Source organism: Pseudomonas sp. NPDC089734 (assembly GCF_044748865.1).
Classification (GTDB): Bacteria; Pseudomonadota; Gammaproteobacteria; order Pseudomonadales; family Pseudomonadaceae; genus Aquipseudomonas.
On the sequence record NZ_JBIVGV010000008.1, the window covers coordinates 12,169 to 27,558 of the forward strand.

19 protein-coding genes are annotated in these 15,390 nt (G+C 60.9%); 15 read left to right on the plus strand and 4 right to left on the minus strand.

Annotated features, from left to right (window positions below; all coding sequences use genetic code 11):
* The 5 genes from motD (at position 1) to ACIPY9_RS12365 (ending at position 3,655) form a co-directional block, all read left to right on the plus strand.
* Positions 1-888 carry a flagellar motor protein MotD gene (gene motD / locus ACIPY9_RS12345; RefSeq protein WP_400701022.1) on the plus strand — a complete coding sequence of 296 codons (888 nt, stop codon included), beginning with the start codon at positions 1-3 and terminating at the stop codon, positions 886-888.
* A gap of 46 nt (positions 889-934) precedes the next feature.
* The gene (locus ACIPY9_RS12350; RefSeq protein WP_400701025.1) at positions 935-1,723 is read left to right on the plus strand and encodes a ParA family protein; all 789 of its coding nucleotides are present in this window, start codon (positions 935-937) and stop codon (positions 1,721-1,723) included.
* Between the two features lie 102 nt (positions 1,724-1,825).
* On the plus strand, positions 1,826-2,713 hold the full coding sequence (locus ACIPY9_RS12355) for a CheW domain-containing protein (RefSeq protein WP_400701028.1): 888 nt from the start codon (positions 1,826-1,828) through the stop codon (positions 2,711-2,713).
* Between the two features lie 57 nt (positions 2,714-2,770).
* On the plus strand, positions 2,771-3,250 hold the full coding sequence (locus ACIPY9_RS12360) for a chemotaxis protein CheW (RefSeq protein ID WP_122316643.1): 480 nt from the start codon (positions 2,771-2,773) through the stop codon (positions 3,248-3,250).
* Positions 3,251-3,655 (plus strand): DUF2802 domain-containing protein, encoded by a 405-nt coding sequence (locus tag ACIPY9_RS12365; RefSeq protein WP_400701032.1) that lies wholly within the window; start codon positions 3,251-3,253, stop codon positions 3,653-3,655.
* A gap of 105 nt (positions 3,656-3,760) precedes the next feature.
* Here ACIPY9_RS12365 and ACIPY9_RS12370 read toward each other — a convergent pair whose 3' ends face one another.
* Complete coding sequence (locus tag ACIPY9_RS12370) at positions 3,761-4,081, minus strand: EscU/YscU/HrcU family type III secretion system export apparatus switch protein (protein WP_400701035.1); 321 nt, start codon at positions 4,079-4,081, stop codon at positions 3,761-3,763.
* Entirely contained in the window at positions 4,081-5,664 is a 1,584-nt protein-coding gene (locus ACIPY9_RS12375) for a flagellar hook-length control protein FliK (RefSeq protein ID WP_400701038.1), read from the minus strand. Before ACIPY9_RS12375 ends, ACIPY9_RS12370 begins: the two co-directional genes overlap by 1 nt.
* A gap of 189 nt (positions 5,665-5,853) precedes the next feature.
* On the opposite strand from ACIPY9_RS12375, the gene ccmA reads away from it, so the two are divergent.
* From ccmA to ACIPY9_RS12425, 10 genes are read left to right on the plus strand one after another with little or no spacing between them, the layout of a single operon-like run.
* Positions 5,854-6,495, plus strand: coding sequence for a cytochrome c biogenesis heme-transporting ATPase CcmA (gene ccmA / locus ACIPY9_RS12380; RefSeq protein ID WP_400701041.1), 642 nt, complete (start codon positions 5,854-5,856; stop codon positions 6,493-6,495).
* Entirely contained in the window at positions 6,492-7,163 is a 672-nt protein-coding gene (ccmB, locus tag ACIPY9_RS12385; RefSeq protein WP_400701044.1) for a heme exporter protein CcmB, read from the plus strand. Before ccmA ends, ccmB begins: the two co-directional genes overlap by 4 nt.
* 57 nt (positions 7,164-7,220) lie before the next feature.
* Positions 7,221-8,039 (plus strand): heme ABC transporter permease, encoded by an 819-nt coding sequence (locus ACIPY9_RS12390; protein ID WP_400701047.1) that lies wholly within the window; start codon positions 7,221-7,223, stop codon positions 8,037-8,039.
* Positions 8,036-8,212, plus strand: coding sequence for a heme exporter protein CcmD (gene ccmD / locus ACIPY9_RS12395; RefSeq protein WP_400701050.1), 177 nt, complete (start codon positions 8,036-8,038; stop codon positions 8,210-8,212). Before ACIPY9_RS12390 ends, ccmD begins: the two co-directional genes overlap by 4 nt.
* Positions 8,209-8,676, plus strand: a complete 468-nt coding sequence (ccmE, locus tag ACIPY9_RS12400; RefSeq protein ID WP_400701053.1) for a cytochrome c maturation protein CcmE — start codon at positions 8,209-8,211, stop codon at positions 8,674-8,676. Before ccmD ends, ccmE begins: the two co-directional genes overlap by 4 nt.
* A gap of 3 nt (positions 8,677-8,679) precedes the next feature.
* On the plus strand, positions 8,680-10,653 hold the full coding sequence (locus tag ACIPY9_RS12405; protein WP_400701056.1) for a heme lyase CcmF/NrfE family subunit: 1,974 nt from the start codon (positions 8,680-8,682) through the stop codon (positions 10,651-10,653).
* The gene (locus ACIPY9_RS12410) at positions 10,650-11,186 is read left to right on the plus strand and encodes a DsbE family thiol:disulfide interchange protein (RefSeq protein WP_400701059.1); all 537 of its coding nucleotides are present in this window, start codon (positions 10,650-10,652) and stop codon (positions 11,184-11,186) included. Before ACIPY9_RS12405 ends, ACIPY9_RS12410 begins: the two co-directional genes overlap by 4 nt.
* Complete coding sequence (locus ACIPY9_RS12415) at positions 11,183-11,653, plus strand: cytochrome c-type biogenesis protein CcmH (protein WP_400701062.1); 471 nt, start codon at positions 11,183-11,185, stop codon at positions 11,651-11,653. The genes ACIPY9_RS12410 and ACIPY9_RS12415 overlap by 4 nt, the downstream gene beginning before the upstream one ends.
* Positions 11,650-12,846 (plus strand): c-type cytochrome biogenesis protein CcmI, encoded by a 1,197-nt coding sequence (gene ccmI / locus ACIPY9_RS12420; protein ID WP_400701065.1) that lies wholly within the window; start codon positions 11,650-11,652, stop codon positions 12,844-12,846. The genes ACIPY9_RS12415 and ccmI overlap by 4 nt, the downstream gene beginning before the upstream one ends.
* A gap of 10 nt (positions 12,847-12,856) precedes the next feature.
* Entirely contained in the window at positions 12,857-13,258 is a 402-nt protein-coding gene (locus tag ACIPY9_RS12425) for a hypothetical protein (RefSeq protein WP_400701068.1), read from the plus strand.
* A 92-nt stretch (positions 13,259-13,350) separates the two neighbouring features.
* Here the strand turns inward: ACIPY9_RS12425 and ACIPY9_RS12430 are convergent, their stop codons facing one another.
* Together ACIPY9_RS12430 and ACIPY9_RS12435 are read right to left on the minus strand one after the other, a co-directional pair.
* Positions 13,351-14,349: a sulfate ABC transporter substrate-binding protein gene (locus tag ACIPY9_RS12430; RefSeq protein WP_400701071.1), complete on the minus strand. Its 999-nt coding sequence runs from the start codon at positions 14,347-14,349 to the stop codon at positions 13,351-13,353.
* 103 nt (positions 14,350-14,452) lie between these two features.
* Positions 14,453-15,286, minus strand: coding sequence for an ion transporter (locus ACIPY9_RS12435; protein ID WP_400701074.1), 834 nt, complete (start codon positions 15,284-15,286; stop codon positions 14,453-14,455).
* Positions 15,287-15,390 lie beyond the last annotated feature (104 nt).

Consider the following 15,390-nt stretch of genomic DNA (forward strand, 5'->3'; position numbering starts at 1 on the left):
ATGGCTCGACGTCGTCCGCCTGAAGAGCACGAGAATCACGAACGCTGGCTGGTGTCCTATGCCGACTTCATCACGCTGCTGTTTGCCTTTTTTGTGGTGATGTATTCGATTTCGTCGATCAACGAAGGCAAATACAAGATTCTGTCCCAGGCACTGATCGGCGTGTTCAACGAAGCTGATCGCACCATGCAGCCCATTCCCATCGGTGAGCAGCGGCCGCAGACCATGAAGCCTGCCGAACCTTTGCTCAAGGACAGCGAACTGACGGACGCCGGTATCGGGCAGAAGTCGGACGACCCGTTGCAGAGCATCGCCACCGATGTGCGCGATGCCTTCGGCGATCTGATCAAGTCGGACCAGATGACCGTTCGCGGTAACGAGCTGTGGATCGAGATCGAACTCAATTCGAGTCTGTTGTTCGGCAGTGGCGATGCAATGCCCAGCGACAAGGCGTTCTCGATCATCGAAAAGGTCGCCGGTATCGTCAAACGCTTCGATAACCCCATCCATGTGGAAGGTTTTACCGACGATCAGCCGATCAGCACGGCTCAGTACCCGACCAACTGGGAACTGTCGTCGGCGCGTTCCGCGAGTATCGTGCGCATGCTGGCCATGGAAGGGGTCAATCCCGCCCGGCTGGCTTCGGTAGGCTATGGCGAGTTCCAGCCCATTGCCTCCAATGGCACGGCAGCCGGTCGTGCGCAGAACCGTCGCGTGGTACTGGTCATTTCGCGTAACCTGGATGTGCGTCGCAGTCTGACCAGTACCGGAACGGCCAATGCTCAACCGGATGCGGCCTTGAGGCGTGCTGGCACACAAACTGCACCAGTGCCAGCAAAGCCGCCGGTACGCGCGAACGCCGTCAATTCTCCGTCACCCGCCCTGTAGCAGTCGTTATCGATATGGTCGTCGTTGTGCGGAAGGAAAAACATTCATGAGAGTCTGGGCAGTAGCCAATCAAAAAGGTGGAGTCGGCAAGACCACCACGACCATTGCCCTGGCCGGCCTGCTGGCTGATGCGGGCAAGCGCGTCGTCGTGGTCGATCTGGACCCCCATGGCTCCATGACCAGCTATTTCGGACACAACCCCGACGAACTCGAACACAGTGTCTTCGACCTGTTCCTGCACAAGGGGGCGGTGCCCGAAGGCTTGCCCGGCCAGCTGTTGCTGCCGACCAGCGATGAGCGGATTTCTCTGCTGCCTTCCAGCACGGCCCTGGCTACGCTGGAGCGCCAGTCGCCCGGCCAGAGCGGCCTGGGACTGGTCATCGCCAAGAGTCTTGCCCAGTTGTGGCAGGATTTTGACTATGCGCTGATCGACAGCCCGCCCTTGCTGGGGGTATTGATGGTCAATGCCCTGGCAGCCAGTCAACAGTTGGCCATTCCGGTGCAGACCGAGTTCCTGGCCGTCAAAGGCCTGGAGCGGATGGTCAATACCCTGGCAATGATCAACCGTTCGCGCAAGACACCCTTGCCGTACACCATCGTTCCCACGCTGTTCGACCGCCGGACCCAGGCGTCGATGGGCACGCTCAAGCTGTTGCGCGACAGTTTCCCCGATCATGTCTGGAAAGCCTATGTGCCTGTCGATACTCGCCTGCGCGATGCGAGCCGGGCAGGTGTCACACCTTCGCAGAACGACGGCAAGAGTCGCGGTGTCATGGCGTATCGGGCGCTGCTCAAGCACATGCTTGCCGAGCAACTGACAACGCAGGTGGCTTGACGTGCGCCCTTATTCTTTCTGTGCTGCCCGCTCAAGTCAGGCCTCAATGCGGCCGATAACCCTTTCAGGCGGCACTCGCTCCATTTATCGTTGGGCCCCGGTATGAACCGCCCTGTAGAAGTTGCTACACGACCAAAACTGGCATTGCAGTCTTATCTGGATGCGTTGCTTCAGGATGCCACTGAAGAGCTGGAAGAGCCCTCGAGTACGATCGATGAGTTCCGGGCTGCCGTGCTCGAAGAGCAGGCCCACGATGCGCGGATGCAATTGCAGGTCAAACCCGTTGCAGTGGCCGTGGCCGCACCTGCTCCGGTGGCTGTACAGGTAGCGGTCGCTGCGCCGGTGGTTGCACCGGTCGTGACGCCCGTGGTGGTACCGGTTGAAGTGGTGCCTGAGGTGGTTGCCGAGGCCGTGGTGGCTGAAGTGGCCGTGCCGACGGTGGAAGTGGCTGAACCGCTGGTGCAGTTGAATACTGCTGCCGCGCAGCGCACGCCCACTCCGCCGCCTGCACAGGACGGACGTCCGGCATGGGCGGACGAGCCATTCGAGTGCCTGCTGTTCGATGTGGCCGGTCTGACACTGGCCGTGCCTCTGGTCTGCCTGGGTTCGATCTACAGCCTGGCGGGGCAGGAGTTGACCCCCTTGTTCGGTCAGCCCGACTGGTTCCTGGGGATATTGCCCAGCCAGGCCGGCAACCTGAAAGTATTGGATACCGCGCGTTGGATCATGCCTGATCGCTACCGCGACGATTTTCGCCAGGGATTGCAGTACGTGATCTCGGTTCAAGGTTATGAATGGGGGCTGGCAGTGCATCAGGTCAGTCGTTCATTGCGCCTTGATCCTGGGGAAATCAAGTGGCGGACCCATCGTGGGCAGCGCCCATGGCTGGCGGGGACGGTGATTGAGCATATGTGCGCGTTGCTGGATGTTGCAGAGTTGGCCGAGTTGATAGCCAGTGGCGCGGTCAAGCAGTTGAACAAATCGAAATAATCATGGGTCGGCGCCAGAGGCGTCGCCTGCAGAGTACACACGTGAGGGGTTAGGGGTATGAATAAGTCGTCTGCACAAGGTTCCGAAGATCCTATCCTGCAGTGGGTGACCTTCCGCCTGGACAATGAGTCGTATGGCATCAACGTCATGCAGGTTCAGGAAGTCTTGCGCTACACGGAAATCGCTCCTGTGCCGGGTGCGCCAAGCTATGTGCTGGGCATCATCAACCTGCGCGGTAATGTCGTGACCGTCATCGACACCCGCCAGCGCTTCGGTCTGGCTCCGGTCGAAGTCAGCGACAATACCCGTATCGTGATCATCGAGGCCGATAAACAGGTCGTCGGCATCCTGGTCGACAGCGTGGCTGAAGTGGTTTACCTGCGTCAGTCCGAAGTCGAGACCGCACCGAACGTCGGCAACGACGAAACGGCCAAGTTCATTCAGGGCGTCTGCAACAAGAACGGCGAGCTGCTGATTCTGGTCGAGCTGGACAAGATGATGTCCGAAGAAGAGTGGTCCGAGCTGGAGAACATCTGATTGATTCTTGAGGTAGCCGTCGTCTTCCTGGGCATTCTCTGGGTCGTGACCCTGGGAATGTTCCTGGCTCATACCAAGCGGCAGCGTGCTCTGGATGCTGCCCGCGACGAGGCCAGTGCCTTGCGGGACCAGAAGATTCGAGAGTTGGCCAGGCGCGTGGACACCTTTCAGAATGGCACGGTCCGCATGGGGGAAGACCTGCACGAGTTGCGTGCGCTCGTTTCACCCATGCCTGACCGGCTCACGGCGCTTGAACAGCGCGATCCCTCCACGCTCTCCTTCGCCCAGGCTGCACGTCTGGTCGGCATGGGGGCAAGCGTCGATGAGCTGACTCAATCCTGCGGCCTGACCCAGGCTGAAGCGCAATTGATGAGCAAGTTGCACCGCAACTCCGCAGATCAATAACCGCCCCGCAGGAGCGAATTCATTCGCGAAAACGATATTCCAGCCAGTAAGGATTTATGGGCTGGAATGACTGCTTCGCGAATGAATTCGCTCCTGCGGTTGCTTTTATCTGGGTGTGATATCCCGCTCGATCGGCGGCGCGTTCGGGTCCTGACCTGCCGGGAACTTGCCCCTCAGGTGCCAGGCAAACGCGATGATTTCCGCAATGGTGCGATACAGCGGCTCGGGAATGCTGTCGCCCAGTTCCATGCGCGCCAGTAACTTGACCAGCTCGGCGTTTTCATAGATCGGCACTTCGTGCTCTCTGGCCAGCGCCAGAATGGCTTCGGCCAGTTGATCGTCGCCCTTGGCGCTCAGGGTCGGGGCTTTCTGGCCGTCGTAGGTCAGGGCGATGGCCTGACGAGGCGTGTGGTCGGGTTGAGTCATCAGGCGTTCTCGTCGATCCAGCGTTGTTCCAGTGAAGTGCGCGGGCCCTGGGGGGGCGCTCCATGGCTGCAGGCCAGTTCGCCCACGGCCAGGCCGCATGCAATCAGGCGTTCGCGCAGATAGCCCAGCTCCTGACTGATCAGGGTGGCGCTGCCGGGGCGTTCGGCCCAGAGGTGGCTGGACAGTGTGCCGCGAATCAATTGCGCGTGGACTTGCAGCGGCCCCAGGGGTTCCAGGTCGAAGGCCAGGTCGATTTTCCAGAGTTTTTCCCGAGGGCTCTTGGGTTCGACGTCTTGCGGGTCGTCAGTGTTGTCATGCTCCGGCTTGTCTTCCCGCTGGATCTTGACCTGCAAAGGGACGATGTCATGGGCATTGCGCATGGGCACTTCCATCTGCCAGGTGGTGACCTGGGTGCCGTCTGCCGTGGTGCGGGTCTGTTCCAGGCCACCCAGTTGATGGCTTTGCAGGCGGGAAACGGCCGCTGCCGCAAGCTTGAGAAGGATTTCCAGGTCGTCTTTCTCGCCGCCACTGACATCGCGGGACGGCAGAGGAAAGCTGCTCGGCTGCGGACGCGGCGCCACCAGACCAAGGGTGCCCAGGGCATTGCGAATGGTGCTGGGAATGACCTGCGTCAGCATGTTGGACGCGGCGGCGGCATTGTAGGACGCCGTGTTGGGCAGTTGGGGCAATATCTGTGCAATCAGGCGCATCAGGTTAGCTTTCATGTCCGGCAACTGCATCGGACTCAGGCCCGCCAACAATTTGGCTTCCATGAACATGCCGCTGGCATTGAGGGCCTGGGAGACATTGCCCGGCTGCGTCATCTGCTCGATATCGGGAATGCTGGCCAGCAACTGATTGATACTGGCCTGCAAGGGCGCTGACATCGCAGGGTTTGAGCGTGGCAGGTTCTGCAGGGCGGCAATCAGGTTCTCCAGCGAGCCCTGGCGATTCTGCTGGGTGGCCAGTTGCTGCGCCACGGCCAGTTGATCGAGGCGGCCGGGGAGGGGGACGAAGCTCAGGGACTGGTTACCCTGCACCTGAGCGCTGAGCAGGCTGCCCACCGTCAAGGGCTGAGGGCTGTCAATCGTCAGGCTGGTGCCCGCCTGGGCTGTATTGAGCAGCATGACGATGGAGCGGAAATTCTGCTGCGCGCCTGCGAGCGCCTGGCCAGCCAGCTGGCTGGTCATGACCTTGCCTTGTAACAAGGTACCTACCGGTAATTGTTTAAGATCGAGGCTGGTTTGCGAGTTTTTCAACGCATTGTTGATCTGCTGCAAGGTTAGCGTCAGTTCATTGGGCGAAGCTTGTGCCACTTGCAGGGTGGTACCGGGCGTGAAGGGCAGGCTGCTGCTGACGGGCAGGTTGGTCTGGCTGCCATTGCTGAGCATCAGCCTGACAAGCAACTGGAATTGCTGGTTGACCTGTTTGAGGGTCAGCACCTGGGCTTCGGCGGTTTCGCCTTCGGGCACCAGATTGTCTGCCGCCTGCAGCAGGGTCAGGACTTGTGCCTGAGTAATTCCCGCCTTCAACAGGGCTGTAGGAGGTGTGGCGGCAGGAACGCTGGTGATATCACCTGTCATTGAGTCTCGACCTGTGGAAGTTGCCCTCTTGGTATCAGGACACACATGTATAATGCCGGCCTCATGCGGCCCGGTATTGAAGTTGCACCAATGTAACGGCCGTTTCAATGACGACTTGAACCCTCACGTTCTCTGTTTGTGCCCTGTGTGTTGTCTCTCGAGACGTCAATGCTGTGCTGGAAGCCATCGATGACCCCTGTGACTCCTCTTCTGGAAACCCTCAGTCTCTCTTGCGAGCGTGACTGGCGGATGCTGTTCGAGCATTTCGACCTGCGCCTCGAGGCGGGCGATATGGTGCAGATCAGCGGGCCCAATGGCAGTGGCAAGACCAGCCTGTTGAGGCTGCTGTCCGGATTGATGCAGCCCACTGCGGGTGAGGTCCGCCTCAATGGTCAGCCCCTTGAGACGCAACGCGCCGAACTGGCGCGCAACCTGCTGTGGATCGGGCATGCCGCGGGCATCAAGGATCTGCTGACCCCGGCAGAAAACCTGGCCTGGCTCTGTGCCCTGCATCAACCGGTACAGGCCGCGGACATCTGGGCAGCGTTGGAGGCCGTCGGTTTGCAGGGCTTCGAGGATGTGCCGTGTCATACCCTGTCCGCCGGACAGCAGCGTCGCGTGGCCCTGGCCCGTCTGTATCTGCCTGCTCCGCCGATCTGGATTCTCGACGAGCCGTTCACCGCACTGGACAAGCAGGGTGTCGCACAACTGGAAAACCATCTGGCCGGACATTGTGAGCAAGGCGGAATGATCGTCATGACCACCCATCACACCTTGAGCCACATACCGACGGGGTATCGGGACATTGATCTGGGGCAGTGGTCGGTATGAGCAATGTCTTTACCCTGTTGCTCGCCCGCGAAGCGCGTCTGCTGGTGCGCCGTCCGGCGGAGTTGCTCAATCCACTGGTTTTTTTCGCTATCGTGATTGCATTGTTCCCCCTGGCGGTCGGCCCGCAGACTCAATTGTTGCAAACCTTGTCGCCAGGGCTGGTCTGGGTCGCCGCTCTCCTGTCGGTCCTGCTCTCGCTGGACGGCCTGTTCCGCAGCGATTTCGAGGACGGCTCGCTGGAGCAGTGGGTCCTTTCGCCACATCCTCTGGCGCTTCTTGTCCTCGCCAAGGTACTGGCACACTGGATGTTTTCCGGGCTGGCGCTGGTATTGTTGGCACCGTTGCTGGCGCTCATGCTCGGTCTGCCTGCACAGTGCCTGCCGGTCCTGCTGTTTTCCCTGTTGTTGGGAACACCCGTATTGAGTCTGCTGGGCGCTGTCGGTGCCGCACTGACAGTGGGTTTGAAGCGTGGCGGCCTGTTATTGGCCCTGCTGATTCTGCCGCTGTATATCCCCGTACTGATTCTGGGCAGCGGCGCACTCGATGCGGCCCTGCAAGGCATGCCCGCCACCGGTTACCTGCTCTGGCTGGGCAGTCTGACCGCTCTGGCTGTAACCCTGACACCCTTTGCAATAGCGGCTGGCCTGAAGATCAGCGTCGGCGAATAATTGAGGTTCTGAGGCCGGCCACTGTCGGTCATCAGTAAAAACCCGGGATGCACCGTGATGAAAAGCAGCGTGATGAAAAGCAGCATCAGTTGGGCCTGGTTCCACAAGCTTGGCTCCCCGAAATGGTTCTATGGCATCAGTGGGCGCCTGTTGCCCTGGTTAAGCATCGCCGCGGTGCTGCTGATCGGCATAGGCCTGGTCTGGGGGCTGGCGTTCGCGCCACCGGATTACCAGCAGGGCAATAGCTTCCGCATCATTTATATCCATGTGCCGGCTGCCATGCTGGCGCAGTCCTGCTATGTGATGCTGGCCGTGTGCGGTGTGGTCGGTCTGGTCTGGAAGATGAAACTGGCCGATGTCGCACTGCAAAGCGCAGCCCCCATCGGGGCCTGGATGACGGCCGTGGCGCTGGTGACCGGAGCCATCTGGGGCAAGCCGACCTGGGGTTCCTGGTGGGTGTGGGATGCGCGCCTGACCTCCATGTTGATCCTGCTGTTCCTGTACCTGGGCCTGATTGCCCTGGGCAACGCCATCACCAATCGCGACAGCGCTGCCAAGGCTTGTGCCGTACTGGCGATTGTCGGGGTCGTGAATATCCCGATCATCAAATATTCGGTGGAGTGGTGGAACACCCTGCATCAAGGGGCGACCTTCAGCCTGACGGAAAAACCGGCCATGCCCGCCGAAATGTGGCTGCCACTGCTGTTCTCGGCCCTGGGGTTCTACTGCTTCTTCGGTGCGGTCCTGTTGTTGCGCATGCGACTTGAAGTGCTCAAGCGCGAATCGCGTACCAGCTGGGTCAAGGCCGAAATCCTCGACAGTCTCGGCCAGCCACCGGCAGACCGCTCATCTTCGAACCGTGGAGGCGCACAGTGAGTTTCGAGTCATTCAGTGATTTTCTGGCCATGGGCCGTCATGGCCTGTTCGTCTGGTCGGCTTACGCGATCTGCCTGTTCGTGCTGATGATCAATGTGGCGCTGCCATTGCTGGCCCGCCGGCGTTACCTGCAACAAGAGGCGCGTCGTCTGCGCTGGGAGAGCAAGAAGTGAATCCGCTGCGCAAGAAGCGTCTGTTGATCATCCTGGGGATACTGGCCGGAGTCGGCATTGCCCTGGCCCTGGCCCTGAGCGCCCTGAAGGAAAACATCAACCTGTTCTACACCCCGACCCAGATCGCCAACGGCGAAGCGCCGCTGGATACCCGTATCCGGGCGGGCGGCATGGTCGCGCAAGGCTCCCTGCAACGTTCGGCCGACTCTCTGGATGTCCGGTTCGTGGTCACCGATTTCAGCAAGTCCGTGACCATCACCTATCGTGGCATCCTGCCGGACCTGTTCCGTGAAGGGCAGGGCATTGTCGCACTGGGCAAGCTCAACGCCGACGGCGTGGTGGTGGCCGATGAGGTGCTGGCCAAGCATGACGAGAAGTACATGCCGCCTGAAGTCACCAAGGCCCTCAAGGAGAGCGGTCAGGCCGCTCCGGCTCCGTCTTCCACACCATCGAAACAGGGTTGATCCATGATTCCTGAACTCGGCCATCTGGCCATGATTCTGGCGCTATGCCTGGCCATCGTGCAGGCCGTCGTGCCGCTGATGGGGGCCTGGCGAGGCGACCGGCTCTGGATGGGCCTGGCGCGTCCGGCGGCCTGGGGGCAATTCAGCTTCCTGGCTTTTGCGTTCGGTTGCCTGACCTATGCCTTCATGACCGATGACTTCTCGGTCGAATACGTTGCGCAGAACTCCAACAGCGCCTTGCCCTGGTATTACAAGTTCAGCGCGGTGTGGGGCGCCCATGAAGGCTCGTTGCTGCTCTGGGCCTTGATTCTGGGAGGCTGGACCTTTGCCGTTTCGGTGTTCTCCCGCCAGTTGCCGCAGGTCATGCTGGCGCGTGTGCTGTCCGTGATGGGCATGATCAGCGTCGGCTTTCTGTCGTTCCTGATCCTGACCTCCAACCCCTTCACGCGCATCCTGCCGCAAATCCCGGCCAATGGTCGCGACCTCAACCCGCTGTTGCAGGACATTGGCCTGATCGTGCATCCGCCGATGCTCTACATGGGGTATGTCGGGTTTTCGGTGGCCTTCGCCTTTGCCATCGCTGCCTTGCTCGGTGGACGTCTGGATGCGGCCTGGGCGCGCTGGTCGCGGCCCTGGACCATCGTGGCCTGGTCGTTTCTGGGGATCGGCATCACCCTGGGGTCCTGGTGGGCCTACTACGAACTGGGCTGGGGCGGCTGGTGGTTCTGGGACCCGGTCGAGAACGCCTCCTTCATGCCTTGGCTGGTGGGCACGGCGTTGCTGCATTCGCTGGCCGTTACAGAAAAGCGCGGAGTCTTCAAGAGCTGGACCGTGCTGCTGGCCATTGCGGCGTTTTCCCTGAGCCTGCTGGGAACCTTCCTGGTGCGCTCCGGCGTATTGACCTCCGTGCATGCCTTTGCGTCCGACCCGGCTCGCGGCGTGTTCATCCTGATGTTCCTGCTGGCGGTGGTAGGCGGTTCGCTGACACTGTTCGCCATCCGTGCGCCGGTGGTGAAAAGCCATGTGGGCTTCGGCCTGTGGTCGCGGGAGACTCTGCTGCTGGGCAATAACCTGGTGCTGGTCGTTGCTGCGTCCATGATCCTGCTCGGCACTTTGTATCCTCTGGTGCTCGATGCCGTGAGCGGCGCGAAGATGTCGGTCGGCCCGCCGTATTTCAATGCGCTGTTCGTGCCCTTGATGGGGTTGCTGATGGTGGTGATGGCGGTCGGTGTACTGGTGCGCTGGAAGGACACCCCCTTCAAATGGCTGTTGGGCATGCTGACCCCGGTGCTGATTGGCAGTGCGGTACTGGCCGTCATCGCCGGTCTTGCACTGGATGATTTCCACTGGGCCGTGCTGGCCACCTGCGCGCTGGCGGCCTGGGTGCTGCTGGCCGGTGTTCGCGACCTGCTGGACAAGACGCGCCACAAGGGCCTGCTCAAGGGCGCTCGCGGTCTGAGCCGCAGCTACTGGGGCATGCAGCTGGCGCACGTCGGCATTGCGGTCTGTGCCCTGGGCGTTGTGCTGTCGAGCCAGAACAGCGCCGAGCGCGACCTGCGTCTGGCCCCCGGCGAATCCACCGAGCTGGGTGGCTATCAGTTCGTTTTCGAGGGAGCCCGCCACTATGAAGGTCCGAACTTCACCTCGGATCGCGGCACTGTCCGGGTGATGCTCGACGGCAAGGTCATCTCCGTACTGCACCCGGAAAAACGCCTCTACAGCGTGCAGCAATCGATGATGACCGAAGCCGGTATCGACGCGGGTGTAACCCGTGACCTGTATGTCGCCCTGGGCGAGCCGCTGGGCAATGGTGCCTGGGCGGTGCGGGTGCATGTCAAGCCGTTCGTGCGCTGGATCTGGTTCGGTGGTCTGCTGACCGGGTTGGGTGGCGTGCTGGCGGCCATGGACCGGCGTTACCGGCTCAAGGTCAAGGGTAAGGTGAGTGAAGCATTGGGCATGGCGGGAGCGGCGGTATGAAGCGTTGGATCATGGTTCTGCCACTGGCAATCTTTCTGGTGGTCGCAGTGTTTCTCTACCGCGGCCTGTACCTGGACCCGGCCGAACTGCCATCGGCCCTGATCGACAAGCCGTTTCCGGAGTTCTCCCTGCCACAGGTCGAGAGCGACAAGGTCCTGACCCGCGCCGACCTGCTGGGCAAACCGGCGCTGGTGAATGTGTGGGGTACCTGGTGTGTGGCCTGTCGCGTGGAGCATCCGGTGCTCAACAAGTTGATGCAGCAGGGCGTGGTGATTTACGGCATCAACTACAAGGATGTGAACGCCGATGCCATCAAGTGGCTCAAGGACTTTCACGACCCCTACCAGTTGAACATTCGCGATGAAGCCGGCTCCCTGGGCATGAACCTGGGCGTCTACGGCGCGCCGGAAACCTTCCTGATCGACAGCAAGGGCATCATTCGCCACAAGTATGTCGGCGTGATCGACGAAACCGTCTGGCGGGAAAAACTGGCTGGCCTGTATCAGGCACTGGTTGACGAGGCCAGGCCATGAAGCGCTGGTTGACTGCCGCAGTCCTGAGCCTTGGTCTGGCCGGTTTTGCCCAGGCGGCCATCGATGCCTATCAGTTTCGTGACGAGGCCGAGCGTGCCCGTTACAGCGAACTGACCAAGGAACTGCGCTGCCCCAAATGCCAGAACCAGGACCTCGCGGACTCCAATGCCCCGATTGCCGCCGACCTGCGCAAGGAAATCTACCGCATGCTCGGCGAAGGCCAGAGCAATCAGCAGATCATCGACTTCATGGTCGACCGTTATGGCGAGTTCGTGCGTTACAACCCGCAACTGAGTTCGCGTACCTGGCTGCTCTGGTTCGGCCCGGCTGTGCTGTTGATCGGTGGGCTGGTAGTGATTGGTGTGATTGTCGGTCGTCGTCGCGGTGAGCGTCGTTCAGAGGCTGATGTTCTTTCCGACGAGGAGCGTGAGCGCCTCGCCCATCTGTTGGATAAAAACCGAGAATGATCGATTTCTGGATGGCAACCGGCCTGCTGTTGCTGGCGGCCCTGAGTTTCTTGTTGATCCCGGTCCTGCGCGAGCGTCACGCACAGCAGGAAGAGGATCGCACTGCCCTCAACGTCGCGTTGTATCAGGAGCGTGTGGCTGAACTGCAAGGCCAGCAGGAGGAGGGCATGCTCTCCGCCGAGCAGATGCAGAGCGGGCGTGCCGAAGCGGCGCGGGAGCTGTTGGCCGATACCGAGGGTGCCGGGCCGGTGCGTCACTCGCGTCTGGGCAAGACCCTGCCGATACTGGCAGCGGTCCTGGTGCCGGTGCTGGGCATGGGGCTGTACCTGCATTACGGAGCCAGCGACAAGGTCGAGCTGGCCCGTGAGTTTGCAAGACCGCCCACCTCGCTGGCGGACATGACTCAGCGTCTGGAGCGTACCGTACAGGCCCAGCCGGACTCGGCCGAAGGTTTTTACTTTCTGGCGCGCAGCTACATGGCTCAGGAGCGTCCGGGGGATGCTGCGAAGATGTTCGAGCGCGCCGTGGCGCTGGCCGGACGCCAGCCCGAACTGCTGGGGCAATGGGCGCAGGCCCTGTATTTCGGCAGCGACAAACAATTCACGCCTCAGGTCCAGGCCCTGACGGACGAAGCACTCAAGGCCGACCCGAAAGAGGTCACCAGCCTCGGGCTGCTGGGTATCGCCGCGTTTGAAAGCGAACGCTACCAGATGGCCGTGGATTACTGGACTCGCCTGCTGGCGGTATTGCCTGAGCAGGACCCGTCCCGATCGGCACTGGAAGGCGGCATAGCCCGTGCCCGGGACAACCTGGGAGGGCGCGCGACCCAGCCGGTTGCCGCGCCTGCCGAAGCGGCGCGCCTGAAGGTGCGTGTCGATCTGGCGCCCGCGCTCAAGGCCAATGTGCAGCCGACCGACAGCGTGTTCATTTTCGCCCGTGCGGTGAGCGGTCCGCCGGCACCACTGGCGGTCAAACGCATCACCGTGGCCGACTTGCCCGCGCAGGTTGAGCTGGGCGATTCCGACGCAATGATGCCGCAACTGAAACTGTCGAACTTTGCGCAAGTCCAACTGGTTGCACGGGTGTCCCGTGCCGGGCAGCCGACCACGGGTGAGTGGGTTGGCCGCAGTCAGCCACTGGCCAGTAGCAATACGGCGCAGCAGGCGTTAACCATCGACAGTCCAGATAAATAGAGAATCGCTTATGTACCGCACGGCACGCATTACCTTATTGGGTCTGGTCCTGGGTTTGAGTGCCTGTGCGGTCAAACCACCCGAACCCCACGGCCAGGAACCCATCCAGTCACTGCCCGGAAGCCAGCAACCCGGCAGCCCACGGTCCACCCCCCAGAAAACGCCACCCAAGGCCCCGGCACCCGCGCCGAAAACCTCCGCCAGCTTCGCCCCGCCACCGGGCGGCAACAGCCACTGGGATGCGCGCATGGGTGTGTATGTGATGGAAGACCAGACCAACACCTTCTACCGCCAGCGCACCTATTACCAATGGAACAACGGCTGGAGCTGGTCCACCAGCCCGAACGGGCCATGGCAGGCTACCGATACCAGTGGCGTACCGGCGGGGCTGGGGCGGCAGTTCGGTAACTGATCGAAGGAACGCGCGTAGGAGCGAACTCATTCGCGAAGAGGTCCGTTCAAGACCGCTTTCGCGAATAAATTCGCTCCTGCAGGAGTGTGGTGTTACTTGCCTGAGTAGACCTGATCGAACACGCCACCGTCGATGAAGTGGGTCTTCTGCACGGTGCGCCAGTCACCGAAGGTTTTTTCCACCGACAGGAAATCGACTTTCGGGAAGCGATCCTTGTACTTGGCCAGCACGGCCGGGTCGCGTGGGCGCAGGTAGTTGTTGGCGGCGATTTCCTGGGCTTCAGGGGACCACAGGTATTTCAGGTAGCCTTCGGCCAGGGCGCGGGAATTCTTCTTGTCCACGACCTTGTCGACCACGCTCACCGGTGGCTCGGCTTCGGCGGATACGCTCGGGTAGACCACTTCAAACTGGTCGCGGCCGAATTCGCGGGCGATCATTTCCGCTTCGTTCTCGAAGGTCACCAGCACGTCGCCGATCTGGTTGGTCATGAAGGTAGTGGTTGCACCGCGACCGCCGGTATCGAGCACCGGTACGTGCTTGAACAACTGGCCGACGAATTTTTTGGCGGCGGCTTCATCGCCACCGTTCTTCAGGGTGTAGCCCCAGGCGGACAGGTAGGTGTAGCGGCCGTTGCCCGAGGTTTTCGGGTTCGGCACGATGACTTCCACGCCATCCTTGATCAGGTCCGGCCAGTCTTTCAGGGCTTTGGGGTTGCCCTTGCGCACGATGAACACTGTGGCGGAGGTGAATGGCGCGCTGTTGTTCGGCAGGCGGCTGACCCAGTCCTTGGGAACCAGTTCGCCATTGTCGGCCAGGGCATTGATGTCGGTGGCCATGTTCATGGTGATGACATCGGCCGGCAGGCCATCGATCACGGAACGCGCTTGCTTGCTCGACCCGCCAAAGGACATCTGTACCGCGACGTCTTCCTTGTGCTCGGCTTTCCAGTGCTTCTGGAAGGCACTGTTGTAGTCCTTGTAGAAGTCACGCATTACGTCGTAGGAAACGTTGAGCAGGGTCGGGGCGGCCTGTGCGGCGCTGGCGAAGGCCAGGCCCGCGGCCAGTAGCGAGGCGGCAAAGAGTTTGTTCACTGCGCATTCCTTGAGTTGATAGTCATTGTTATGGGGCTGATGGCGTAATGCCGCGACTATAGCCGCTGAACATCGGCCTCATAAAGATTAAAAACGTATTTGCTTATGCCGGATTTTCCACCTTGGGAAACAGCGGATTGCCGCACCGTGAGCAGAAGGCTGCACCATGCTCATGGAGCTTTTTCGCGCAGACCGGGCAGTCGTGTTTCAACTGTTCGCCACGCATGGCATTGGCCAGTTCGGCGGTGAATATACCGGTGGGTACGGCAATGATCGAGTAACCGATGATCATGACGATCGATGACACCATCTGTCCCAGCGGCGTCTTGGGCACGATATCGCCAAAGCCCACGGTGGTCAGGGTCACGATAGCCCAGTAAATGCCCTTGGGAATGCTGGTGAAGCCATGTTGCGGGCCTTCGATCACATACATCAGGGTGCCGAACACTGTCACTAGCGTCGAGACGCTGACCAGAAACACGATGATCTTCTGCTTGCTGCCGCGCAGTGCTTCCACCAGATAGTGGGCCTGCTTCAGATAAGGGCTGAGCTTGAGCACCCGGAAGATACGCATCATGCGGATGATCCGCACGATCAGCAGGTACTGGGCATCGCTGTAGTAGATCGCCAATACACCGGGCACGATGGCCAGCAGGTCCACCAGACCGTAGAAGCTGAACGCGTACTTCAGCGGCCTTGGCGAGCAGTAAAGGCGCAGGATGTACTCGACGGCGAACACCAGCGTGAAGCCCCATTCGATATAGGCGAACAGCGTGGAGTAGTCGCGATGGATCTCCTCTATGCTGTCGACCATGGTCACCAGCAGGCTGAGCAGGATGACGATCAGCAGGATCTTGTCGAAGCGGCGTCCGGCAGGGGTGTCTGTCTCGAAAATGATGCGGTGCAGCCGCTCGCGGCGGCTGAGGGTGGTGTCCATGGTGCTTCCCGGGTTAAAGATCGGGCAAGCCTAGGAGGAATGGGCGCTTCAGCGCAAGGTTTGCACAATCGCGCAGGAGCGAATTCATTCGCAAAGAGGCCAGT